Source organism: Micromonospora inyonensis, assembly GCF_900091415.1.
Taxonomy (GTDB): Bacteria; Actinomycetota; Actinomycetes; order Mycobacteriales; family Micromonosporaceae; genus Micromonospora; species Micromonospora inyonensis.
On record NZ_FMHU01000002.1, the window covers coordinates 2550625 to 2572757 of the forward strand.

Below are 22133 nucleotides of genomic sequence, written 5' to 3' on the forward strand. Positions count from 1 at the left end.
GTGCGGAGGGAACAAAAAATGGCGGAAACCTCCCGCGCCACCCGCGAGGCGGCCCGGCTGGCCCTGGACGAGCGGGTCGCCCGGGAACTACAGGACCAGCTCCCGCTGCTGGCCGAGCGGACGGTCAGCGCAATCACCGCCGAGGTGCCCAGCTACTCCGGCACGCTCACCGGCCAGATGCGCGACAAGATCTCCAACGCCGTGCAGATCGCCCTGGGCACCTTCCTCAACCTGCTCGAACACGCCCAGGGCAGCGACCCGAGCACCCCCCTGGCCCCCGCGCTGGAGGCCGCGTACGCCCTCGGCAGCGGCGAGGCACGCTCCGGCCGCAGCATGGACGCCCTGCTGGCGGCCTACCGGATCGGGGCCCGGGTCGCCTGGCGGGAGATGTCCACCACGACGGTCCGCAGCGGGCTCCCCGCCGCGACGGTGGCGGAGTTCGCCGAGCTGCTCTTCGCCTACATCGACGAACTCTCCGCCGCCAGCGTGGCCGGGCACGCCGACGAGCTGGCCAGCGCCGGACGCGCCCGACGGCGCAACCTGGAACGGCTGGCCCAGCACCTGCTGGCCGGCGAGCCGGAGAAGGTGCTGCTGTCCAGCGCCGAACGGGCGGACTGGCCACCGCCGCAGACCCTCACCGCCGTCCTGGTTCCCCGGACGAGCCTGCGGGGTCCGCTCGCCCTGCTCAGCCCGCGCACCCTGGAGGCCGGCGAGGACCTGCCCGGGCCGGAACCGGGTGCGGAGACCGCCGTGCTGCTCGTACCGGACATGCACGGAGCCCAGCGACGGCAGCTGGCCCGGGTGCTGCGCGGACGCCGCGCGGTGCTCGGGCCGGCCCGCCCCTGGCACCGGGTCGAAGCGTCGTTCCGCCGGGCCTGCCGGCTGCTGGCCCTGGACATCGACCCACCGGCGGACGGCGAGCCGCTGGACACCGAGCGACACCTGGCCGAACTGGTGCTCGGCATGGATCCGGAAGGGCTGGCCGACCTGCGGAGCCGGGCGCTGGAGCCGCTGGCGTCACTGCCGCCGGCCACCGCGCACCGCCTCGCCGACACGCTGCGGTCGTGGTTGCTGCACCACGGCCGGCGCGACGACGTGGCGACCGACCTCTTCGTCCACCCGCAGACCGTCCGCTACCGGATGGGCCGGCTCCGGGAGCTGTACGGGGACCGGCTCACCGACCCGGCCACGGTGCTGGAGCTGACCCTGGCCCTGGCCTTCCCGGAGCGCCCGGCCCCGGCCGACGACTGACGCCCGACACCGCCCTGAGCCGGGCCCGCCGGCCGGGACTCCCCGGACACCGGCCACCACCGACACCTCGCGCGGCCGGCCCGGATCAGGAGGACCCACACCCGACCGAACGAACGAATCCCCTGGTCAGCGACGGCCCGACATCTTGACGCATTGATACACGTCATTTAACGTAACGTGTTAACAGCTGCGACATGTCCCGGCTACTTCACTCACAAGGAGAGCGAGTCATGCGACACCGCAAGCTGACAGCACTTGCCGCGCTGGCCGTCATCTTCGCCGGAGCGCAACCGGCCCACGCCGCCAGCAACCTGGTCGACGGGAGCATCACCGCCGCGGGCGCGGTCTGCTCCTGGACCAACGGCCGGACCAGCGCCAACCCGCCCCGCACGCTGACCATCGACCGCGCGAGCATCAACCCGCCCGGCGGCAACCTCCGGTGCGGTGACGGCACGGCCGTCACGCTCAACAACAGTCCGACGGTGACGTTCAACGACTCGAACGCCACCGGTACCGCGGACGCCGTGGACGTGAGCGTCTCCCTCATCGGGATCACCTGCCGCTACCGGGTGAGCAACGCGGTGTTCACCCGCCAGGGCACCACCCGCGACTACGTCGGCGGCCCCTACACCGCCAGCCGCGTCTCGGGCTTCCTCTGCCCCAGCACCACCACGATCGACCAGGCGAGGCTGTCCTTCCGCTGATACGCAACCCGGGTGAGGTTGCCGTGCGGGAGCCTCACCCGACCGGGCACCACCGATCCACCGCTCGGCGACCGTCACCGGCTCGACGCGGCACGCGCCCGGCCGCACGAAGAGGCGGGACACCCCGACGATGCCCGGGACGGGGGCCGGCCGGCGGCGTCGCGCCAGCACGCCGGGAGCGGACTGCCGGACCGGTGGACGACCGGTCCGGCAGCTCGTCGACACCATTTCGCACGGTCAGGACACGGCGATGGTCACCTCGATCCGACCCTCGTGCGGCACCCGCAGCATGTGCGCCCGTCGCCGGGCGTCGCGCAGATAGGTCCGGGACGTGCTGGTCACGGTGGCCGGCCGTACGCTGTCCCAACTGACCGTGATGACAGTTCCGCCGCGACGGATGGTCAAGCCGTCGGTGCGGGCGGTCGCGTTGGTGCCGTACGCGACCGGGGTGCCGTCGGCGAACGTCACGACGTCCTCCGGTTGCAGCACCAGGGGGATCTGCTCGGTCGCCGTCGAGGTGACCCGCACCGAGCGAACCACGCTGTCCCGGGTGACGGTCAGCTCGGTGGTGATCCGCGAGTCCGGCAGGCGGTAGCGCACCCGCACCGGCGCGCTGCCGGGGGACAGCGACTTCCCGTCCCACTCCCGGTCCCCCACCTGGTATTCGGCGACGAGGTTGCTCCGGCCGTCCGGGTTGCCGTTGGGCAGCAGGGTCGACCAGCAGCCGGTGTCGGTCTGCTGGGCGTGCACGATCGTGCCAGCCGCCGGGTGCCAGAGGAAACCCGGTCCGCTGCGGACCGTACTCGTCGGCCGGGTACCGAAGAACGCCCCGAAATAGAGCTGCGGCCGCTTGACGTAGAGGTAGTCCTGGTTGAAGTTGGTGTCCCTGCGCACCTCGGCGAACTCCGGCCTCCGCAGGTAGGGCAGCGCCGCGATGGCCCGCTCCTTCTCGGCGTTGCTCGGCAGCGTCTCCCCGTACGGCGCGTGCGCGATGATCCGGGGCGAGGTGTCCTGCTTGGCCAGTCCCGGGGCGGGCCCCGGCTCCGCGGCCCAGGCGGCGCGGGCGGCGGCCCGGTCCTCGGTGGAGGTGAAGAACGCGCCGAGTTCCGGCAGGTCGGGGACGAAGAACGAGGCGAGGTTGCTGCGGTCCGGGTCGGGGATCACGTTGTCGTAGTAGGCGACGCTGGTCCGGGCGGACACCGCATAGTAGGTGAGCCAGCCCGATCCGTCCGGCTCGCGGAGCAGGTTGTAGCCGAACCACTCGGTGAACCGGCGGGCCATCTCCAGCACGGCCCGGTTGCCGGTGAGCAGGTAGATCTCCGCGATCTCCGGCAGCATCACCTCGAAGTTGTAGTTGATGTCCATGCCGGTCGGGTCGTAGAAGAAGCCGGCTGGGCTCTGCCCGTGCTCCGCCAGGAAGTCGATCCGCTCGGTGAGCCGGGCGGCCAGCGCCGCGTCCGGGTGGAGCCGCAGCGCCAGGGCCGAGCCGGCCAGGCCACCCGCCACCTGGTTGGTCCACTCGACCGGCGTGTTCCAGATGCGGTTGGCCGGATCCAGCAGCCAGCCGATCCCGGCGTGCAGGGCCCGTTCGATCTCCGCCCGCCGCTGCGGCAGCGCGGCCGACTGGCGCAGGTTGGCCAGGGTCTTGGCCAGGTAACCGAGGCCGAAGCCGGTGGCCGCCAACGCGTGTTCGTCGGGGTTGTACTCCGGCCAGGAACCGTCGTCGTGCTGGAGCCCGAGGTAGTGCCCGAGCGCCGCGTCGAGCCGTCCGGCCAGCGCCGCGTCCCCGGCGTACGGGTTCCAGGGCCGCTGGTTGGCGTGGAACCAGCTCAACGTGTAGACGTGCTCCTGCACCCGGGCGTTGTACGGCGCGTTCGGGGAGCGCCACCAGCCACCGCCCATGAACCCGCGGCGGGCGCCGTCCTCGATGTCGTTGGTCATCGCCGGCAGGATCGCCAGGTAGCCGGCGTACCGCTGTTCCAGCGGAACGAACAGGGTCCGGTCCGGCGCTCCCGGCGGCAGTGGGGCCAGCAGCGGCAGGCTCGACGCGGTGGTCTCCAGCGTCCCGGCGACCGCCCGGGGCGGTACGGCGAGCAACGCCGCTCCGCCCGCCGCGGCAGCCAGCAACGCTCGGCGGCTGAACATGGTCGGGGTCGGATCGTTGGCCATGGTGGTCCTCCTGTCGGAACGGGCCGGCGGGTCGGAGCGGAATCGGCGACTCGGACGAGGCACGGGACCGACCGGCGGTCGCGGCGAGGGCGGCGTCGGGGCACGACCACCCGTAGTCATCAGTGGCGGAGGGAGCGGCAGGAGACTGGCCTGCCCGAGTGCTGAGTTTGATCCCGGGTGATCCGTGGAGTCAAGACGCCAATACGGATTAGCGTCGCACTTCTCGACGGTCGGGACAACGCTCGGGGCCCTTGACCCGGATGCTCACCGCGGCCAAGGATGACATCCGGCCGTAACCCGTCCGTCTCCTGCGGGACATCAGTCGACACTCAGCGTGACCGTCGCTGGTGCGGTTCGGCCGACGCGACCAGACAGAATGGGGGTACGTCATGCCGCTGACCGACCTGTCCTTGGCCGAACTCACCGGATACCGGCCGGTGCGCCGCGAGCCCGCCGATTTCGACGAGTTCTGGGCCGACACGCTGGCCGCGGCGGCCCGACACGAGCTGGACGCCACCTTCGAGCCGGTCGACTCGCCGCTGCGGGTGATCACCGTCCACGACGTGACCTTCAGTGGCTTCGGCGGCGACCGGGTCAAGGCGTGGCTCGCCGTGCCGGCCGGTACCGAGGAACCGCTGCCCTGCGTGGTGGAGTTTCCCGGTTACGGCGGTGGGCGGGGTCTGCCGCACGAGAACCTGCTCTACGCCGCCTCGGGCTATGCCCACCTGTTCATGGACGTACGCGGCCAGGGCAGCGGGTGGAGCGCCGGAGCGACCCCCGACCGCGAGCCGGACGGCGGGAACCCGCAGCATCCCGGCTTCGTCACCCGGGGCGTGCTCGATCCCCGGACCCTCTACTACCGTCGGGTGGTCACCGACGCGGTACGCGCGGTCCAGGCGGCCCGGGCGCATCCGCTGGTCGACCCGGACCAGGTGGTCGCCACCGGGATCAGCCAGGGTGGCGGGCTGTCGCTGGCGGTCGCGGCCCTCGACCCCCGGCTGCGCGCGGTCGCGCCCGACGTGCCGTTCCTCTGTGACTTCCGGCGCGGTGCCGAGCTGGCCACCGCCGGCCCCTACCAGGAGATCGTCAACTACCTGAAGGTCCACCGGGGCAACGTGGAGCGGGTCTTCGACACGTTGAGCTATGTCGACGGGGTCAACTTCGCCACCCGGGGGCGCTGCCCGGCACTGTTCAGCGTGGCGCTGATGGACGCCAGCTGCCCGGCGTCGACGGTGTTCGGCGCCTACCACCACTATGCGGGCCCGTCCCGGATCGAGGTGTACCCGTTCAACGGACACGAGGGCGGCGAGTCGGTGCAGGACGAGGTCCGGTTGCGCTTCTTCGCCGAGGTGCTCGCCGCCGGAGGTGGGCCCCGTCCGGCGTGTCGCCAACCCGGCGATCGTTAGTGCTCGGCACCCGGCGGCAGCGGCGGCAGCGAACAGGGTCGCGCACTGACGAGGCATCATGTCCTGAGAGGCGATCGGCGGGAGGCGGCGTGCCACTGTACGAGATCGACGGCGACCACCTGCGGCGGCACGACGCGGCCCGGTTCGCCGCCCTCGGGCTCTACGAGCGCAAGGACCTGCAACGACTCCTCCGGGACGACATCGCCGTGCTCAGCCCCGATCTTCTGGTCGTGGCCGAGGAGTTCGGCAACTGGGAGGACTCCCGGCGACGGATCGACCTGCTCGCCATCGACAAGGCCGGGCATCTCGTGGTCATCGAGCTCAAGCGCACGGACGACGGCGGGCACATGGAACTCCAGGCGCTGCGGTACGCGGCGATGGTGTCGGCCATGAGCTTCGACGAGGTGGTCGCCGCCTACGAGGCGCACCTGGTCAGGACACGGCCGGACGACGAGGTCGACGCGCGCGCCGAGCTGCTCGGCTGGCTGGACGTCGGCGACAACGACGACACCCCGATCGTCTCGTCGGACGTACGCATCATCCTGGTCTCGGCCGACTTCGGGCGGGAGCTGACCACCGCCGTGCTGTGGCTCAACCGGTTCGAGGGCATGGACGTCCGCTGCGTACGCCTCATCCCGTACCAGATCGACGGGCGGATCCTCCTCGACATCCAGCAGGTCATCCCGCTGCCCGAGGCGGCGGACTACCAGATCCGGGTCGGACGCAAGGCCACGGAACAGGAGCGGCGCGGCAGCGACAACCGGGACTGGACCCGCTACCACATCGTCATCGACGGCCAGCCGCTGCCCGACCAGAACAAACGCCAGGCGGTACGACTGATGATCGAGAGTCTGGTGGCGCGAGAGGTGCCGGCGGCAGCCATCGGGAAGGTCCTCACACCCGGCCGTTTCCGACCGCTCAGGGGAGAGCACCACACCGACGAGGAGGTCCAAGCCGCGCTCGCCGAGCAGTACCCGGACGTGGACGTCCGCCGCTGGTTCACCGACCACGCCCTGGTGGAGAACGGCACGACCTGGGTGGTGCGCCGGATATGGGGACGCAACACCGAGCCCATGCTCACCGCACTGCGCGATGCGTTCCCGGACGCACGAGTCGGCTTCCAGCGCGCGAGCACCTGAGACGCCAACCACGTGTTTGCGCCGCCGGGCGCACGAGCATGGCGGCGGTGGCGGCCCAGCCGCCATGCGTGCTCCTGTCAGCGCAGTCCGGCGAACAGGTCGTCCTCGGGCGTCGGCGCATCGGTGGTGTCGCGGACCCGGACGAAGGTCTCCACGCCCATCAGCTCGGTGAACTGTTCCTGGCCGAGTTGCAGGAAGAAGATGTTCTCGGCCTGACTGGCATGCGCAGCCAACGACGCGAACTTCTGCGCGCTGTAGCCGCGCGTGTCCACCCAGGTGGTGATTTCGTCGTCGGGCAGGCCGAGCTGCGGCATTGCGTCCGACGGCCCGTCCGGCTCGGGAAACTCGACGCCGATCTCCTTCATCACGCGGCCGAACTCCTGAAACGCGCTACGCGGCACGGTGGTCCAGTACACCTTCGCGGGGATGTCCGTCCGCTCGACGGCGGCCATCGTGATGCGGTGCGCCTGGATGTGGTCCGGGTGGCCGTAGAAGCCGTTCTCGTCGTAGGTGACGACGACGTCAGGTCGATAGCGCCGGAACAACTCACTCAGCCGGTCGGCCGCCTCCGCCACCGGCGTGTTCCAGAACGCGCCGGGCGCGTCGTTGGCCGCCCACCCCGTCATCCCGGAGTCGGCATAGCCGAGCGTCTCCAGGTGCGTGACCTTCAACGCCTCGCAACTGGCCGCCAACTCGGCCCGGCGCATCGCCACCACGGCCTCCGGGTCGTGCCCCGGGTCGCCCGGCTTCACTCCGCCGGGACCGTCGCCGCACCGCCCGTCCGTGCAGGTCACGAGCACGGTCGTGATCCCCTCCGCCGCATACCGCGCGAGGACGCCGCCGGTGCTGGACGCCTCGTCGTCCGGGTGCGCGTGTACCGCCATCAACGTCAGGGATCGCTCAGCCACCCCACCACGATACGAGAGACGTCCGACGCTCCAGCGCCCCGGCGGGCCCGCCGCCTCGACCAACTGACCGTCTGCTCGCGCCTCTCCATGCTCCCCGGATGCGCGAGCCGCACGCTCCCGACGAGTTCGCCTACGCGCCGCCTGCCGTTCGCGGCGCCGACCACGACGCGCAGGCCGGCGTTGTTACGTTCCCGCCGGAAACGCAACGATTTGGAGAACTCAATGGGGCAGAGCGACGTGAACGAAGCCGGTCTCGGTCGACGGCGGTTTCTGACGCTGGCGGGTGCGGGGCTGCTCGCGGCGGGCACCGTGGCTGCCACGAGTGGGCGCGCGCTCGCCGTGTCGCCGGTCGGCCGCGATCCGTTCACGCTCGGTGTCGCGTCCGGCGACGCGCTGACCGACCGCGTCGTGATCTGGACCCGGCTCGCCCCGGAGCCGCTCGATCCGTCGTCCCGGTTCGGGATGGGCGACCTGACCGAGGTCCCGGTTCGCTGGCGCCTCGCCAAGACCGAGTCGCACCTGGGCGCGCCGTCCAGGTGGATCGCCTCGGGTGCGGCCGTGGCGGTCGCCGACAACGGGTTTTCCGTGCATGTCGACGTCGCCGGGCTCGATGCCGGTCGGCACTACTTCTACGAGTTCGAGGTCGACGGACCGGACGGCACGGTCCTCCGCAGCCCCGTCGGCCGCACGCACACGGCGTTCGCGGCCGACGACGACCGTACCGCCCGGTTCGCCGTGGTCACGTGCCAGAACGTCGCCCGCGCCGACGGCGGCGAGTTCTACTTCCACGGCCACGATCACCTTGCCGGCCGCGAGGACATCGACTTCGTCGTGTTCCTCGGCGACTACTTCTACGAGTTCGGGCGGGCCGCGCACGTCCCGCCGCGGGAGATCAGCTCACTCGACGACTACCGCACCCGCTACGGCCAGTACAGGCTGCGCGACAGCCTGCGTGAGGTACACCGGCGGTTCCCGGTGTACGTCATGCCCGACGACCACGAGTTCTTCAACGACTACCGCGGCGGCGACCTTACCGGGGTCGGTCAGATCCGCCGGTTCAACCGCGCCCTGCAGGCACTGTGGGAGAACATGCCGCTGCGCAACGGGCACCCCGGCCCGCTCGGCGACACGAAGAACCACCTCGCGCTCTACCGGCGGATCGCCTGGGGCACGAACCTCGACCTGTACCTGACCGACGTCCGTCAGTACCGCGGGACGTCGCTGCTGGGCAACGCCCAGACCGACGACCTGCTCGACTGGCTGCGCACCACGACTGCGACATGGACCGCGCTGGCGACGCCGACGCCGATCTGGTGGAACGGCGGCAACAACGGCTGGAACGGGTTCACCGGCGTGCGCGACCGCGTCACGGCCGTCCTCGAGGAGCGCAAGGCCGCCACACCGGCCACGTTCAACCCGGTCGTGCTGTCGGGCGACATCCACTGCGGCATCGTGACCCACGTGCGCCGCTTCCGCGACCACTCGAGCCCGTTCGTCGCCACCGAGTTCATCAACGCCCCGATGACCAGCCAGACCAGCAACCACTTCCTCCCCGACGACGAGATCCGCGGCGCCTACAACGGCAGGTACGGATACATGGAGTGCACCGCCGAGCCGACCGGCTGGAAGGTGCGCTACGTCGTCGGCGACCAGACCGACGACCCGAACGGCACGGCCACCGGCCAACCACCGTGGCACCTCGATGCCGGCGACGCGCCGGGCACCGTCTACCAGCCCGTGCACCAGAAGGCCTGACGGGGCCGCCGCAGTACATCTAGGACGTGCGGACACTGCCGGAGGCTGCAACTGGTCGAGACCGCTCCGGCGGCGGTCAGCAGCAGCGGGTGGCGATCGCCCGGATCGTTGCGGTGTCCACCCAGCGGCGGGTTGCGGAGACGTCCCCGGGCCACCCTGGTCCGGTGACGCCCGCCGCCAGGCCGTCGACGGCACGTGTCAGTCCCACGGGCCGAATCCGCTGGTGACGCCCCGGTACTGCCCGGTCGGGCGGTCCCAGTGCAGGACAGCCGTGCATGGCTCGGTGTCGACGCGACGCGCCGACACCACAACGGTTTTTGCCTGCTGCGGGGCCACCCGCGGCGTGTCGAGTCGACCTGTGGTGGCGTGGACCTCACCCGACCGCCACAACTGCCCGTCAATGCTCATCTGCCACCTCAGGACGGCGTTGGCGCAGTCGTTCGACGGCAGGAGCGTGAACTCACCGCCCATACCCTGGAACTGGATCACCCGTTGCCGGTTCGGGAACCTGAAGGTGGTGTCGACCCGCTCACCAGGGCCGACTGGCCACTGGTAACCGGCGACGTACTCGATGCAGCTCGGGCTGCCACCGGCACCGCCGCAGCTCACGTCCATGATGGTCTCGGGCCGGTCCCCGGAACGGTAGTTGGGAGCCCACTCTCCGGTGGAGAGCACGAACAGCCCCAGGAAGGCCAAACCGACCGACGCCACGCAGAGGCGGACCCGCTGCTGGTTGTAGTTCGTCAGCCAGTCGCGGCCGTCCTGGCCGTTGTCCTCGTTGGCCCGCTTGAAGATCACCGGGGCGTAGTAGTTCAGGTACGCCTGTCGCTGCGCCGTCGTGAGGAGTGGCACGGTGGCGTAGGCCGGCCGGTTTCCGGTGATCGGCAGGGTCGCGAGGGCGATCGCCACGAGCAGCAGCGCTCGGGCCATCGTCCGCCACGACGCCCGAGGGGATCGATCAGGACGGAGGCATCCTGCGGGCGCTTCTCCCGTTCAGGACGGCAATGATGCGAGGGCGGTCTCGCTTCCAGGGCCGACGGCACATACGTTCTACACGTGACCAACGCCAGAGCAACACCGGGCGGCGCACTTGACCGGCGTGGTCCCCAGAACGCCGAAAAGGGCCGACCCGATATCCGGATCAGTCCTCTGACCTGCGTCGGGACGGCCGGATTCGAACCGACGACCCCTCGACCCGGGCCCGCAGGCCGTGGAGCGGTGGCTCAGGACAGCGGCGCTGTACGCGTACACCTTCAGCAGGTTGGGCACTCCTGGAAGGTGCCGGATGATCGGTATGGCCGGTGGTTGACCCTCACAGCTCACGTGGACGGTGTTGTTGAAGCGGCCTTCCGGACCGCCTCCGCGTACGAGCGACAACCGAGAGCCGTGGATACGTCTGTAGCCGCCTGGATCACGAGTGTCCGCGTACGCTCGGACATCTCGTCGACGACCGACGGGACGGGGCCAGCGACCGAGATCGCGGCTCTGAACTCGTGTTTCTGATCGAAAATGGGCGCTCCGACGGCGGCGATCCCCGGCACGACGTCATCGACTGAGACGCAGTACCCGTTACCCCGGATCTTCGCGAGCTCGTCTCGCAGAGCGTCGGCGGCAGGAGTCGACGGCGTGAAGACGTCGAGCGACGGCTGCCCGAGGAATTCCTGCTGAACCTGCGGGTCCGCGTAGGCGAGGAGGACGCGCGCGCCTGAGCCACCGTGAAGCGGAACCGATCCCCCTCGGGGCAGGATCATCACCTGGATCTGTTGTCCGTCGAGTCGCTCGAGGCACACGGCTCGCAGCCCCCGTCGCACCGTGAGAAAGACCGTCTGTCCGGTCTCGCGATTCAGGCGTTCCATCGCGGGCCCGGCAGTGGACTGCAGGTCCGCGAAGCGAGCCGCGACGATTGTGCCGAGCTCGAAGAGGCGTCCACCGAGATGGAACGAGCTTCCATCTGCGGTCGGCTCGAGATAGCCGTATTGCGCGAGGTTGCGGATCAGGCGGTAGACCGTTCCGCGTGGTTCGTCGATCGCCGCAGAGATCTCCGCCGGCGTGGCCTGCCCTGTCTCGGCGAGATGATCCAGGACCGCCACCGCCTTGTCGAGCACTTTGATGGAAGTCATTGGCATTCGTCTCCAGGGCCCGAGTACTGTTGGCGCGATGTAGACAGGGTGCCCACATCGTAGCACGCACCTCCGATTCACTGAAGGTGCCGGGACGTCAACCACCTTCCCGACCCGGCTCGGATCGGTACGCACCGATGGCATCCCGGGCCGCGACGGAGCCTCCCGTTGTGCGGGGCGACTGGAGGGCCCCGGAGCCGGGCGGATGAGGTGCCCCTTGGCGACCACCCGGCCTGGTCAAGCCCTTGATCGAGTTGTTGACACCCGTCCGGCACGGCCTTAGGGTCGCTGTCGTCGCCACGATGTAGACAAGGTGTCCACATCGTGACACGGGTCAGAACTCTCCGAGCCGAGCGAAGGTGGCCAGGATGCCATTCACGCACAGAAGACGAGCCTTGTTCGTTGCTTTTCTCAGCCCTCTGCTGACCGTGTCGATTGCTGGCTGCATCGCTCCTCCCAATGGCTCCCGCGGGGCCGACGGAGCGAAGGGACTCAAACAGATCTCGGTCGGTGTGCCCACGATCATGGGGCCGAACAACAGCCCGATCGCTGTCGCGCAGGGCCTGGGTTACTTCGCCGACGAGGGCCTCGACGTCAAGTTCGTCACGACCGGCGGTAGTGCGGAGAGCGTGCAGAGCACCCTGACCGGCCAAATCGACATCGGCAGTTCCACGTCGGAGCCGATCTACCAGTTGGCCGAGCGCGGCAAGTCCGGCGAGGAACTGGTGATGGTCTACAACTATCTCCGGGCTCCCACCGGAAGCATCGCCGTTCCCGCCGACTCACCGATCCGGGACCTCGGTGACTTCGCCGGCACCACGATCGGCGCCGACAGTCTGGGCAGTGGCAACGTGCTGCTCGCCGAGGGAATCCTCCAGCTCGGCGGGGTCGACGCCGACGACGTCGGCTTCGTGGCCACCGGAACCGGCGCGCCGGCACTACAGGCTCTGAAGTCGGGGAAGGTCGACGCCCTCTCGCTGTGGGACACCGAGTACGCCGCGATGGAGAAATCCGGCATGAAACTGCGGTTCTTCAGCCACGACAAGATCGACCCGCTGTTCTCCACGACCTTCTTCGTGACACCGGACTTCCTGAAGAACGAGTCCAAGACCCTGGCGAGCTTCGGCCGGGCCATGGCCAAGGCGACGGTCTTCGCGTCGGAGAATCCGGCCGCCGCCCTTCAGGTGATGTACTCGGAGTATCCCGAGACACGGGTGGCGGGCAAGTCACTCGAGGACCAGCTCGACACCGATCTGACGGCATTCCGCGCACGACTCGAGCGGCTGACCGCCGGTGATCCGGCGGCCAACTCGAGCTGGGGGAAGTACCCCGACGGGGCGGTTCAGGCATGGCTGGACTTTGCCCTGACTGCCGGCATCGTGAAGAAGAAACTCGATCCCACGCCGCTCCACGCGAACGATCTCGTGCCGGAGTACAACGACTTCGACGCGCAGGCTGTGGTGAAAGAGGCACAGACGTGGAAGCCGTGAGCCGGACCCACGAAGGGACCAAGCCATGACCCTCCTCGATGACCTGCAGGCAATCCCCGTCGTCGACCACCACTGCCATATCGGCATGGACACCTATCAGGATTCCCGGGGCCGCCTCCGTAACGCCGACAGTCACGAGAAGGCGTACGCCCGCGGTTACGTCGAGAGCCGGATCGGTCCCGATGCGTACACACGCTGGCTCGACGCCGAGCGCCGCCGGGACGCGGCCGAGCTGGCGGACCTCGAAGGGACGTATGGGATTAGCGACCTGCTCCAGCGCGCCCTCCGGTATCGGGAGACCACGGTCTTCGCGGCGAGCCTCGCCGATGGACACAGGTTCCTGGACGCCCAGGTCGGCTTCGACTACCGCTCCCCCCGCGCTCGGAGCGACGTCCGCGCGCTCTTCGACCGGACGCTCGATCTGGTCAACTGTCCCGTCGTCCTGACCGACGTACGAGCCATGCCCGGGGAACTCACCGACTCGCCGCGCTACCGGTGGGTGATGCGAATCGACGGATACCTCTACCCGTTTCCCCTCGGGCGAACCGGGCGACGCGGCGAGGAGGTCGAGTCCTTCACCGCACGGTTCCGGGCCGATCTCCAGGCGCGACTGAACGAGCTCGGGTTGGACCATGCTCCCACGTCCTTCGCGGCCTACCTGGATTTCCTGACCTCGTCGATCAGCTACGTCGTCGCCAACGGCGCCGTCGGCTTCAAGATCGCCTCTGCGTACACGCGGAGCCTCGCGTTCGTGCCGCGCGGCTACCGGGAGGCTGAGTCCGCGTGGAACCGCGCTGTCGCGGGTTCGTTCGAGGACCGGGCAATCTACGAGGACTACATCGCCTTCCATGTGTTGCGTCAGATCGCGACGTGGCGGCTCCCCGTACAGATCCACGTCGGGTCGGGACACGGCGAACCCGGCATGGCCTACTCGGGGGCCCGTCCCCGGCTGCTCCAGTCCGTGTTCGATCAACCCGAGTTCTTCGGGATCCCGTTCGTGCTGATCCACGGCGGCTACCCCTACTGCAGCGAGACCGCGATCATGGCGCACACCTACGGCAACGTCTACCTGGACTTCTCCTGGATGCCGTACCTGCACCGCACGCACCTCGTGAGTCGACTCAACGAGTGGCTCGAGTTCCTGCCCGCGAACAAGGTCATCTTCGGTACCGACACCGGGCTGCCCGAGATGCACGTGGCCGCTGTCCGCAACGGACGGTGGGCCGTTGCTCGGGCGCTCGAGCACGGCCGGTCGAACAACCTGTGGGCGGGCGATCGGGCCATGTGGCTGGCCGAACGGGTGCTCAAGGACAACGCACTCGAGATCTATTCCGAACTGGGGGTGGCAGCATGAGCACGACGGCACAGCAGTTGCCGACGAACGGGGAAGGCGCGCACACCCGGCCGCTCATCTCCATCCGCGACCTGAGCAAACGGTACGAGACGAAGAAGGGCGCCACGGTGGCGCTCGACGGGATTGACCTGGACATCGCCGAGGGCGAGTTCGTGTCGGTCGTCGGACCGAGCGGATGCGGCAAGACCACGCTGCTGAAGATTCTTGCCGGCCTGGAGGAGCGCACCGCTGGTGATGCCCTGTTGGGGGGAGCATCCATCGCCGGCCCGCGCAACGACATCGGCATCGCGTTCCAGGGATCGGTGATGCTGCCCTGGCGCAGGATCATCGAGAACGTGCTGCTTCCCGTCGAGCTCAACGAGAAGCCGACGCCGGCACACCGGGAGCGGGCCCACGCGTTGCTCGCGCTCGTGGGGCTGGGCGAATTCGCGGACTCCTACCCCAACGAACTCTCCGGGGGAATGCAGCAGCGCGCCGCGATCTGCCGGGCCCTGGTGCACGACCCGTCCCTGCTGTTGCTGGACGAGCCGTTCGGAGCTCTGGACGCTCTCACCAGGGAGCAGTTGAACGTCCAGCTCAACTCGGTGTGGGAGCAGAGCGGGAAGACCGCCCTGCTGATCACCCACAGCATCTCGGAGGCGGTGTACCTGTCACAGCGGGTGGTGGTCATGAGCCCACGCCCCGGACGCATCGTGGACGTCATCGAGGTGCCATTCGGCCGCAAGCGAGGAGCGGAGATCCTCACCGACCCGAAGTTCGGCGAGGTCGCAGACAAGATCAGGCAGCACTTCAACGGGGAGCGAAAGAATGGCTAGCACCGCTACGACACGCGTGGTGACACCGTCCCGCGCCCATCGACCCGCCAAGAAGCGTGGGGTCGCGTCTTGGCGGCCCCTTCCGCCGCTCGCCTTCCTGGTGGTGCTCCTGGTGGCCTGGGAGTACGTGCCCAGGGCATTCGGCATCCCGTCGTTCGTCTTTCCGCCGCTCAGTGAAGTCCTCCAGGCGTTGCTCGATCCCGCCGCGACGAGGAGCTTCCTCTACAACACCCAGGTGACGCTCATCGAGGCGTTCAGCGGGCTGGCGATCGGAACCGTGCTCGGCTTGGTGCTCGGGGTCGTACTGGTCGAGGTCGACATCCTGCACCGCATGATCTACCCGTACATCGTCGCCATCCAGTCGATCCCGAAGGTCGCCATCGCGCCCCTGTTCGTCATCTGGTTCGGGTTCGGACTGACCTCGAAGATCGTCGTGGTCGCGCTGCTCGCGTTCTTCCCGGTGCTCCTCGGCACGATGTCGGGGATCAGAAGTGTCAGCGCCGAGCACATCGCGCTGTTCAAGGTGCACCGGGCCACCCGGGGACAGATCAGGCGCAAGCTGCTGCTTCCCAGCGCCCTGCCCAGCATCTTCACGGGCTTCGAGATGGCCGTGGTCTTCTCCACCCTCGGCGCGATCGTCGGGGAGTTCGTCGGCGCCCAGGCGGGCCTCGGCGTGCTCATCCTCCAGGCCCAGTACCGGATGAACACCGGGGCCGTCTTCGCCTGCCTGCTGATCCTGTGCGCAGTCGGCATCACGCTGAACGTGATCGTCCGACTCGTGCGTCGCCGCATCCTCTACTGGGTCCCCGGCGAGAAGTCCCTCAAGGTCTGAGCACCGGAACCCTTACACGGAAAGGCTGAAGCCGATTACTGTCAAAGCGCCTCGAGGAGCGTCAGGGCCTCGACGGTCGGCGCCTGTTGCCGCGGCCGGATGCGTCAAACCCGGTTCAGGGGAGAGCCACCAGGGGATCGTCGAGTCGGCGCGGAGGCTGCGCGCGGGATCCGTGACAGTGACCGAACTCGTGGAGACCTCGCTCAACCGTTGCGCGCAAATCGAGCGGCACGTCCAGGCGTTCGCCCACATCGACGCGGCGCAGGCCAGGTCGCGAGCAGCCGAACTCGACGCCATGCTGGACGCCGGGCACCAGCCCCGCTCACCGCTGTTCGGTATCCCCCTCGCCGTCAAGGACGTCATCGATGTGGCGGGGATGCCGACCCGAGCAGGGTCGCGTCTGTTCAGCGGCGCACCGGAAGCGGATCACGACGCGGCGGTGGTACGTACGCTGCGTGCCGCCGGAGCGGTCCTGATCGGCAAGACGCACACCCACGAGATGGCCATGGGAACGGTCACGCCGACGACGCGTAATCCCCACGACCTGACCCGCATCGCGGGCGGTTCCAGCGGAGGGTCCGCAGCCGCGGTCGCCGCCGGGGAAGTCCTGGGAGCACTGGGCACCGACACCGGTGGATCGATCCGGATCCCGGCAGCGCTCTGCGGCGTCGCCGGCCTGAAGCCGCTTACCCACTCGGTCGACATGGCCGGCCAGATCCCGCTGTCGCCGATAGCCGACTCGTGCGGTCCCCTGGCGGCGAACGTGCGGGACCTGTCAGTCCTCTGGTCCGCCATGTCGGGACGACCGGCGACCGCCGTCGACGTGGACCGCCTCGGCATCCTGTCCCCGGCGGACCTCGGCGACGTGGAGTCCGCGGTCGGCATCGCCTACGAGCAACTCGGCGAGAGCCTGGCGCGGCACAGCCGGGTGTCGTCGGTAACGGTCCAGGTCCCGGCCTTCGACGAGTGGTATCCCGTCCGGCTGGTCCCGCTCTTCGCTGATGCCTACCAGGCTCACCGCGCAGCCGGCTGGTATCCGGCGGGACGGGGACTGTACAGCCGTGGCCTCAGGGCCGTTCTCGACGCGGCGGCGAAGCACACCGCGGCTGACCTGCTGGCTGCGTGGAAGACCCTCACGCGCCTGACCGAGCGTCTGATGGCGGCCTTCTCGGTGTGTGACGCGCTCGTGCTGCCGACCGTCCCGACGACAGCACCGTTACGTACCGCCGTCGCCGACGACTCGCGTCCGCGCTCCGAACTCACCGGTGCCAGCCGCCAACTGACCCGCTTCTGCGCGCCCGTCAACTGGTCCCCGCTGGCCGCGGTCACGGTTCCCTTCGGAACCGACGAGCGAGGACTCCCGGTCGGGATGCAGTGCGTGGCCCTGGACGAGGAACGAGCGCTGTCCGCCGCCCGGTTGGTCGAGGGGCTGGCCGGCACGTACTGAACATTCGCCCCACGCTCGCCCGAGGCGGGCCGTCCGGCCAGAACGTGGGCCGGTAACTCGACCTGCCAACCGAACTGGAGGATCAATCGTGAGTGACCCGAACAAGCCGACGATCGGACATTGGATCAACGGAAGTCGAGTGATCAGCGAAACCGCGCGCCGGGCGGCCGTCTTCGACCCCGCGCTCGGCGAGGCTGCGAAAGAGGTGGTTCTGGCCGACGCCACCGAGACCGCCGCCGCGGTCGAGGCGGCCAGGCGCGCCTTCGAGGAATGGTCTCAGCTCTCGGCCGCCAGACGGCAGACGGTGGTCTTCCGGTTCCGCGAGCTGCTGAACAGCCGTAAGGAGGAACTCGCGCGGATCATCACCGGTGAGCACGGCAAGGCCGTGTCCGACGCGGCGGCCGAGGTGCAGCGCGGACTTGAGGTCGTCGACCTCGCGACAGCGTTCCCATACCTGACCAGCGGACGTTACGCACAGAACGTGTCCACCGGCGTCGATGTGCATTCCGTGCGGCAACCACTCGGTGTGGTTGCCGTGATCAGCCCGTTCAACTTCCCGGCGATGGTACCCCTGTGGTTCACCCCCATCGCGATCGCCGTCGGCAACACGGTGGTACTCAAGCCGAGTGAGCGGGTGCCGTCGGCTGCGATCTGGCTGGCCGAGCTCTGGAAAGCCGCCGGGCTCCCCGACGGGGTGTTCAACGTACTCCAGGGCGACCGCGTCGCTGTCGAAACCCTGCTGGACCACCCAGACGTACAGGCGGTATCGTTCGTCGGGTCGACGCCGGTAGCGCGTTCGATCTACGAGTCCGCGGCCCGGGTCGGCAAGCGCGTCCAGGCCTTCGGTGGCGCAAAGAACCACATGCTCGTGCTTGCTGACGCCGACCTCGACGCAGCCGCGGACCAGGCGGTGTCCGGTGGATTCGGATCGGCCGGAGAAAGATGCATGGCCATCTCGGTCGTCCTTGCCGAGGAGTCGATCGCCGACGAGCTGAACACGCGGATCCAGGAGCGGGCCGCGAGGCTACGCGTCGGCGACGGCCGCACCGACCCCGACATGGGCCCGCTGATCACCAGCCAACACCGGGACCGGGTGGCCAGCTATATCGACATCGCCGAACGCGACGGCGCCGACGTGCTGCTGGACGGTCGCCACTGCCGGGTGGACGGCCACGAGAACGGTTTCTGGCTCGGCCCCACGCTCCTGGACCGGGTTCCGACGACCTCGAAGGCGTACGAGGACGAGATCTTCGGCCCCGTGCTCGCGGTGGTCCGCGTGAAGGACCTCGACGAAGGTCTGCGTCTCATCAACTCCAGCCAGTTCGGAAACGGAACGGCCATCTTCACCAACGACGGCCGCGCCGCCCGACGCTTCGAACGCGAGGTTCAGGTGGGAATGGTCGGGGTGAACGTCCCGGTTCCCGTACCCGTCGCCTACTTCGCCTTCGGCGGTTGGAAGGACTCACTTCTCGGTGATGCTCCCGCCTACGGTCCGGAAGGGTTCGCGTTCTTCACCCGTCAGAAGGCGGTCACCTCACGGTGGGTCACCTCGACACGTGGCCCGCTGAGCATGGGGTTCCCCGAGAACGACTGAAACGACGACACGCACCAGCCGAACCCGACTCGTCCGCTCACCACCTGCCGGACGCACACGTCCGGCAGGTGGTGATGGCCGAAGGGCAGCGGTTGCAGCGGATCATCCGGGACGTGATCCACGCGTTCAACGAGCGGAGGTTCACCGCGCTGGGCCCGAAACGGGTGCGGGGGCGCGCCGAGACGGATCGATGGGCAGAGCAGAGACTGGATCTGCGTAATCGCCTGGTGCCCCGTTACCTTTTTGATCGTCCCCAGCCGGGGACTCCTCGGTCGCCCGGCCCGGTATGACTTCCTGCCCCTGTCGTACGCATGATCCGGGGGGTGTTGTCGCCGGGTCGGGTGGCGTCGGCGGACCGCTGATAGGGACACGGCCACCTGTTCTGTTGGGTAGGTCTCTTCGTAACGTGGCTGCCGGCAGTCCGACGCCTGACCAGCGGCCGGGGCCACGGGACGATGCGTGGAGCAACCAACGGAGCCCCAGCCGCCAGATCGACGGCGACCCGGCCCGGGTCGTGTCCGCGCTGCCGCTGCCGCAGCCCCGCCAGGGCCAGACTGAATGCGCTGGTCAACCCGGTCGCGTCAGCGAGGTCGGCGAGCAGGCGGGCGCCGGCGTGACCGACCACGCCCCGCCCACCCCCGGCCACCATGATCTTGGGACGTGTTGCGGTAACCTTCACCCAGCAAGTGCCTTCTGTGACGGGTTAACAGGACTCTCGACAAGCCCTATTTTCCCAGATCAGAAGGCACTTCTTCGTTTTCGGTCCACTCCTTGGACAGCCTTTAACGAAGCGCCGAGGCCTAACGGAGGCCGGACCGCAAGCAAAGGCCCTGCGATGCCCTCGCCCGGGGCGGGGGCATCCGGGCACCCGCTAAGAGAACAGCGGCATGGTCTGCCGGGCCGTACGCCTGCGCCACCGGTCCTCGGCCGCCTTGACCAAGAAGGTCAACGGGACGGTGAGCATCAAGTAAGTGACGGCCAGCGCGACTACCACCGGCAGCACGTCGTACGTGCGGTCCATCACCGAGCGGCCGGTGTGCAGCAGTTCGGGCAGGCCCACCGCGGCGGCGATCGCGGTCAGCTTGGTCAGCGCGACGAACATGTTCAGGCTGGGCGAGGTCAGCGCCGACACCAACTGAGGGAAGATCACCTTCCGGTACGTCTGGCTGGCTGTCAACCCGAGCGAGTAGGCCGCCTCGAACTGGCGCGGGCCCACCACCTGGACGCCCGCCCGGACGGACTCGGCCCAGAAGCCGGCCTGGGTGACGCCCAGCGCGAGGACGGTCGCCGTGAACGGGGTCAACTCGACCCCGTGCGCGGTGATGCCGTAGAACAGCAGGTAGATCGCCAGCAGCTCCGGCAGGCTACGCAAAACGGTGCTGACGAAGAACTGTGTCTCCCGCAGCCAGCGACGCCGGCTGAGGCCGGCCAACCCGAGCCCGGTGCCGAGGACGGTCCCCAGCAGCCAGGCCGCTGCGCTCACGACGATCGTCACCGGCAGCGCCTCGGTGACGAGGCGAACGTACAGGTCCATCAGCCACCCACCCCTGTCGCGACCGGCCCGGCGGCGGGTCGTGCCCGGTCCGCTCGCGACCGCCTCCGCCGCTGGCCCGAGCCGCCCTCGGCGAGCCGCGCGAGGTAAGACACCGGAATGTTGATGGCGAGGTAGATGACGCCGACGAGCGCGTACACCTCGAGCGGACGGAACGTTTCGATCATGAGCTGGTTCGCGTGCAGCGTCAGCTCGGGAACGGTGATGATGGAGGCCAATGCGCTGCCCTTGACGATGTAAATGAATCCATTGACGGCGTGCGGCACGGACGGCCGCCGGATCCGGGGCAGGACCACCAGGCGCAGTGCCTGCCAGCGCCGCATCCCGAGGCTCGCCGCCGCCTGCCACTGTCCGATGGGTACGGACTGCAGCAGGCCCTTGAGGACCTCGGCGACGTACGCCGCCTCGTTGAGGACGATGGCGATCACCGCCAGCTTGAAGGCGTCCAGACCGAGCCCCGAGAGGGTGGGGCCGAACCCGAAGTACAGCGCCGCCAGGAGCACCGGCAGTGGGATGCTGCGGAACACCTCGACGAAGGTCCCGGACAGCCAGCGGACCCACCGGCGCGGGCTGATCCGCGCCACGGCGAGCGGTACGGCGACGACAATGGTCAGCACCGTGCTCAGTGCGACCAGGTGGAGGGTTGTCCACAGACCTTCCAGCAGGAAGTCGAGCCATTCAGCCATCAGCGGAGCCAGTCAGCCGTCAGGAGCAGTGCTGGGTCGGACGCTCGGCCGGGGGCACGTACTCGGCACCGCCGACACCCCACTGCTCGAGCTGCTTCTGCCACTCCCCGGAGTCGACCAGTTCCTGGTAGACCTGGTCGATCGCGTCGGCCAGGCCGGGGTTGTCGCAGTTGACGTACTCGTAGGTGGCGGACTTCGACACGTTCGCGGGCAGCGAGAAGTCACCGTCGGCGAAGGTGTGCAGGTTCAGCTCCGGGTGCGTCTTGATGATCCCGGGTGCCGTCCCGGTCGAGCCCATGAAGGCCACCACCTGGCCACCCAGCACCGCCTGGGACGCCTCGGCGTACGACGGGAAGAGCTTGACGTTGTCCTTCCCGTAGTAGGTGAAGAGGTACTCGTTGTATGAGAAGCCGTTCACCGAGGCGATCGGCTTGCCCTTGAGGCTGTCCACGTTCTCGTACGCCGTGGTCTTGAGGGTCAGCGCACCGAGCCGGTCGGTGATGTTCGGCCGGGTGTAGAAGACCTGCTTGGCCCGCTCCTCGGTGTAGTAGATCCCGGTGCCGACGTCCGCCCGGTTCTGCCGGACGGACAGGATCTGCGAGGCGAACTCGGTGGGCATCGGGGCCAGCTTCAGACCGTACTTCTCGGCGACCTTGGTGAGCAGAAAGCCTTCGTACCCCTCAAGCGTGCCCTTCTCGCCGGAGGCGATCTTCGGCAGGTAGCTCTCGGAGTAGGTGACCGTGAGGTGGCCGGGTTTGATCACGTCGAACGGCAGGTCGCTCGCGCCGGCCTCGTCGTCGGATCCGCCGCAGGCCGACACCGCCAGCAACCCGGCGAGCGCGACCACGGCGCCCAGCCGCCGCGCGCGGCGGGCCACACTGTTTGTGATTCTCATCGATTCGTCATCTCCC

At 68.9% G+C, this 22133-nt stretch carries 19 protein-coding genes and 1 pseudogene; 11 read left to right on the forward strand and 9 right to left on the reverse strand.

Going from position 1 to position 22133, the window contains the following annotated elements; all coding sequences use genetic code 11:
• Window positions 1-18: 18 nt before the first annotated feature.
• Together GA0074694_RS25715 and GA0074694_RS25720 are read left to right on the forward strand one after the other, a co-directional pair.
• Window positions 19-1251, forward strand: coding sequence for a PucR family transcriptional regulator (locus GA0074694_RS25715; protein ID WP_091462594.1), 1233 nt, complete (start codon window positions 19-21; stop codon window positions 1249-1251).
• Between the two features lie 230 nt (window positions 1252-1481).
• Window positions 1482-1955, forward strand: coding sequence for a hypothetical protein (locus GA0074694_RS25720; protein ID WP_091462595.1), 474 nt, complete (start codon window positions 1482-1484; stop codon window positions 1953-1955).
• Window positions 1956-2192: 237 nt separating this feature from the next.
• On the opposite strand, the gene GA0074694_RS25725 is transcribed toward GA0074694_RS25720, so the two are convergent.
• Entirely contained in the window at window positions 2193-4124 is a 1932-nt protein-coding gene (locus GA0074694_RS25725; protein ID WP_218105808.1) for a hypothetical protein, read from the reverse strand.
• Between the two features lie 389 nt (window positions 4125-4513).
• On the opposite strand from GA0074694_RS25725, the gene GA0074694_RS25730 reads away from it, so the two are divergent.
• Window positions 4514-5530, forward strand: coding sequence for an acetylxylan esterase (locus tag GA0074694_RS25730; protein ID WP_091462596.1), 1017 nt, complete (start codon window positions 4514-4516; stop codon window positions 5528-5530).
• Between the two features lie 89 nt (window positions 5531-5619).
• Entirely contained in the window at window positions 5620-6669 is a 1050-nt protein-coding gene (locus GA0074694_RS25735; protein WP_091462597.1) for a PDDEXK family nuclease, read from the forward strand.
• Between the two features lie 77 nt (window positions 6670-6746).
• Here the strand turns inward: GA0074694_RS25735 and GA0074694_RS25740 are convergent, their stop codons facing one another.
• Window positions 6747-7577: a PIG-L family deacetylase gene (locus GA0074694_RS25740; protein WP_091462598.1), complete on the reverse strand. Its 831-nt coding sequence runs from the start codon at window positions 7575-7577 to the stop codon at window positions 6747-6749.
• Window positions 7578-7799: 222 nt separating this feature from the next.
• Here GA0074694_RS25740 and GA0074694_RS25745 point away from each other — a divergent pair, with 222 nt between their 5' ends.
• Window positions 7800-9332 carry an alkaline phosphatase D family protein gene (locus tag GA0074694_RS25745; RefSeq protein ID WP_176738122.1) on the forward strand — a complete coding sequence of 511 codons (1533 nt, stop codon included), beginning with the start codon at window positions 7800-7802 and terminating at the stop codon, window positions 9330-9332.
• A 76-nt stretch (window positions 9333-9408) separates the two neighbouring features.
• On the opposite strand, the gene GA0074694_RS33805 is transcribed toward GA0074694_RS25745, so the two are convergent.
• The 3 genes from GA0074694_RS33805 to GA0074694_RS25755 all read right to left on the reverse strand — a co-directional run bounded on the left by GA0074694_RS33805 (window position 9409) and on the right by GA0074694_RS25755 (window position 11452).
• Window positions 9409-9540, reverse strand: coding sequence for a hypothetical protein (locus GA0074694_RS33805; RefSeq protein ID WP_281190332.1), 132 nt, complete (start codon window positions 9538-9540; stop codon window positions 9409-9411).
• Window positions 9531-10262 (reverse strand): hypothetical protein, encoded by a 732-nt coding sequence (locus tag GA0074694_RS25750; RefSeq protein WP_091462600.1) that lies wholly within the window; start codon window positions 10260-10262, stop codon window positions 9531-9533. The genes GA0074694_RS33805 and GA0074694_RS25750 overlap by 10 nt, the downstream gene beginning before the upstream one ends.
• A gap of 389 nt (window positions 10263-10651) precedes the next feature.
• A complete protein-coding gene (locus tag GA0074694_RS25755; protein ID WP_176738123.1) occupies window positions 10652-11452 on the reverse strand; it encodes an IclR family transcriptional regulator in 801 nt (266 codons plus the stop codon).
• A gap of 368 nt (window positions 11453-11820) precedes the next feature.
• Here GA0074694_RS25755 and GA0074694_RS25760 point away from each other — a divergent pair, with 368 nt between their 5' ends.
• The 6 genes from GA0074694_RS25760 to GA0074694_RS25785 all read left to right on the forward strand — a co-directional run bounded on the left by GA0074694_RS25760 (window position 11821) and on the right by GA0074694_RS25785 (window position 18984).
• Entirely contained in the window at window positions 11821-12942 is a 1122-nt protein-coding gene (locus GA0074694_RS25760) for an ABC transporter substrate-binding protein (RefSeq protein WP_091462602.1), read from the forward strand.
• 25 nt (window positions 12943-12967) lie between these two features.
• Window positions 12968-14296, forward strand: coding sequence for an amidohydrolase family protein (locus GA0074694_RS25765; RefSeq protein WP_091462603.1), 1329 nt, complete (start codon window positions 12968-12970; stop codon window positions 14294-14296).
• A complete protein-coding gene (locus tag GA0074694_RS25770; RefSeq protein WP_091462604.1) occupies window positions 14293-15111 on the forward strand; it encodes an ABC transporter ATP-binding protein in 819 nt (272 codons plus the stop codon). The genes GA0074694_RS25765 and GA0074694_RS25770 overlap by 4 nt, the downstream gene beginning before the upstream one ends.
• A 19-nt stretch (window positions 15112-15130) precedes the next feature.
• Window positions 15131-15943 (forward strand): ABC transporter permease, encoded by an 813-nt coding sequence (locus GA0074694_RS25775; protein ID WP_176738124.1) that lies wholly within the window; start codon window positions 15131-15133, stop codon window positions 15941-15943.
• 178 nt (window positions 15944-16121) lie between these two features.
• Entirely contained in the window at window positions 16122-17390 is a 1269-nt protein-coding gene (locus GA0074694_RS25780; protein WP_176738125.1) for an amidase, read from the forward strand.
• Window positions 17391-17478: 88 nt separating this feature from the next.
• Window positions 17479-18984: a CoA-acylating methylmalonate-semialdehyde dehydrogenase gene (locus GA0074694_RS25785; RefSeq protein ID WP_091462607.1), complete on the forward strand. Its 1506-nt coding sequence runs from the start codon at window positions 17479-17481 to the stop codon at window positions 18982-18984.
• Window positions 18985-19468: 484 nt separating this feature from the next.
• Here GA0074694_RS25785 and GA0074694_RS31160 read toward each other — a convergent pair.
• From GA0074694_RS31160 to GA0074694_RS25805, 4 genes and pseudogenes are all read right to left on the reverse strand, one after another.
• Window positions 19469-19633, reverse strand: a pseudogene (locus GA0074694_RS31160) (IS1380 family transposase); the annotation flags it as partial.
• A gap of 222 nt (window positions 19634-19855) precedes the next feature.
• Window positions 19856-20518, reverse strand: coding sequence for an amino acid ABC transporter permease (locus tag GA0074694_RS25795; protein WP_091462609.1), 663 nt, complete (start codon window positions 20516-20518; stop codon window positions 19856-19858).
• A complete protein-coding gene (locus GA0074694_RS25800; protein WP_091462610.1) occupies window positions 20518-21222 on the reverse strand; it encodes an amino acid ABC transporter permease in 705 nt (234 codons plus the stop codon). Before GA0074694_RS25800 ends, GA0074694_RS25795 begins: the two co-directional genes overlap by 1 nt.
• A 19-nt stretch (window positions 21223-21241) precedes the next feature.
• Complete coding sequence (locus tag GA0074694_RS25805) at window positions 21242-22117, reverse strand: substrate-binding periplasmic protein (protein ID WP_176738126.1); 876 nt, start codon at window positions 22115-22117, stop codon at window positions 21242-21244.
• Window positions 22118-22133 lie beyond the last annotated feature (16 nt).

What these genes read in the sequence shown, in the direction of transcription:
- GA0074694_RS25715 (WP_091462594.1), top strand. Translation starts at nt 19, where the DNA reads ATGGCGGAAACCTCCCGCGCCACCCGCGAGGCGGCCCGGCTGGCCCTG.
- GA0074694_RS25720 (WP_091462595.1), top strand. Translation starts at nt 1,482, where the DNA reads ATGCGACACCGCAAGCTGACAGCACTTGCCGCGCTGGCCGTCATCTTC.
- GA0074694_RS25725 (WP_218105808.1), bottom strand. Translation starts at nt 4,124, where the DNA reads ATGGCCAACGATCCGACCCCGACCATGTTCAGCCGCCGAGCGTTGCTG.
- GA0074694_RS25730 (WP_091462596.1), top strand. Translation starts at nt 4,514, where the DNA reads ATGCCGCTGACCGACCTGTCCTTGGCCGAACTCACCGGATACCGGCCG.
- GA0074694_RS25745 (WP_176738122.1), top strand. Translation starts at nt 7,800, where the DNA reads ATGGGGCAGAGCGACGTGAACGAAGCCGGTCTCGGTCGACGGCGGTTT.
- GA0074694_RS25750 (WP_091462600.1), bottom strand. Translation starts at nt 10,262, where the DNA reads ATGGCCCGAGCGCTGCTGCTCGTGGCGATCGCCCTCGCGACCCTGCCG.
- GA0074694_RS25755 (WP_176738123.1), bottom strand. Translation starts at nt 11,452, where the DNA reads ATGACTTCCATCAAAGTGCTCGACAAGGCGGTGGCGGTCCTGGATCAT.
- GA0074694_RS25760 (WP_091462602.1), top strand. Translation starts at nt 11,821, where the DNA reads ATGCCATTCACGCACAGAAGACGAGCCTTGTTCGTTGCTTTTCTCAGC.
- GA0074694_RS25765 (WP_091462603.1), top strand. Translation starts at nt 12,968, where the DNA reads ATGACCCTCCTCGATGACCTGCAGGCAATCCCCGTCGTCGACCACCAC.
- GA0074694_RS25770 (WP_091462604.1), top strand. Translation starts at nt 14,293, where the DNA reads ATGAGCACGACGGCACAGCAGTTGCCGACGAACGGGGAAGGCGCGCAC.
- GA0074694_RS25795 (WP_091462609.1), bottom strand. Translation starts at nt 20,518, where the DNA reads ATGGACCTGTACGTTCGCCTCGTCACCGAGGCGCTGCCGGTGACGATC.
- GA0074694_RS25800 (WP_091462610.1), bottom strand. Translation starts at nt 21,222, where the DNA reads ATGGCTGAATGGCTCGACTTCCTGCTGGAAGGTCTGTGGACAACCCTC.
- GA0074694_RS25805 (WP_176738126.1), bottom strand. Translation starts at nt 22,117, where the DNA reads ATGAGAATCACAAACAGTGTGGCCCGCCGCGCGCGGCGGCTGGGCGCC.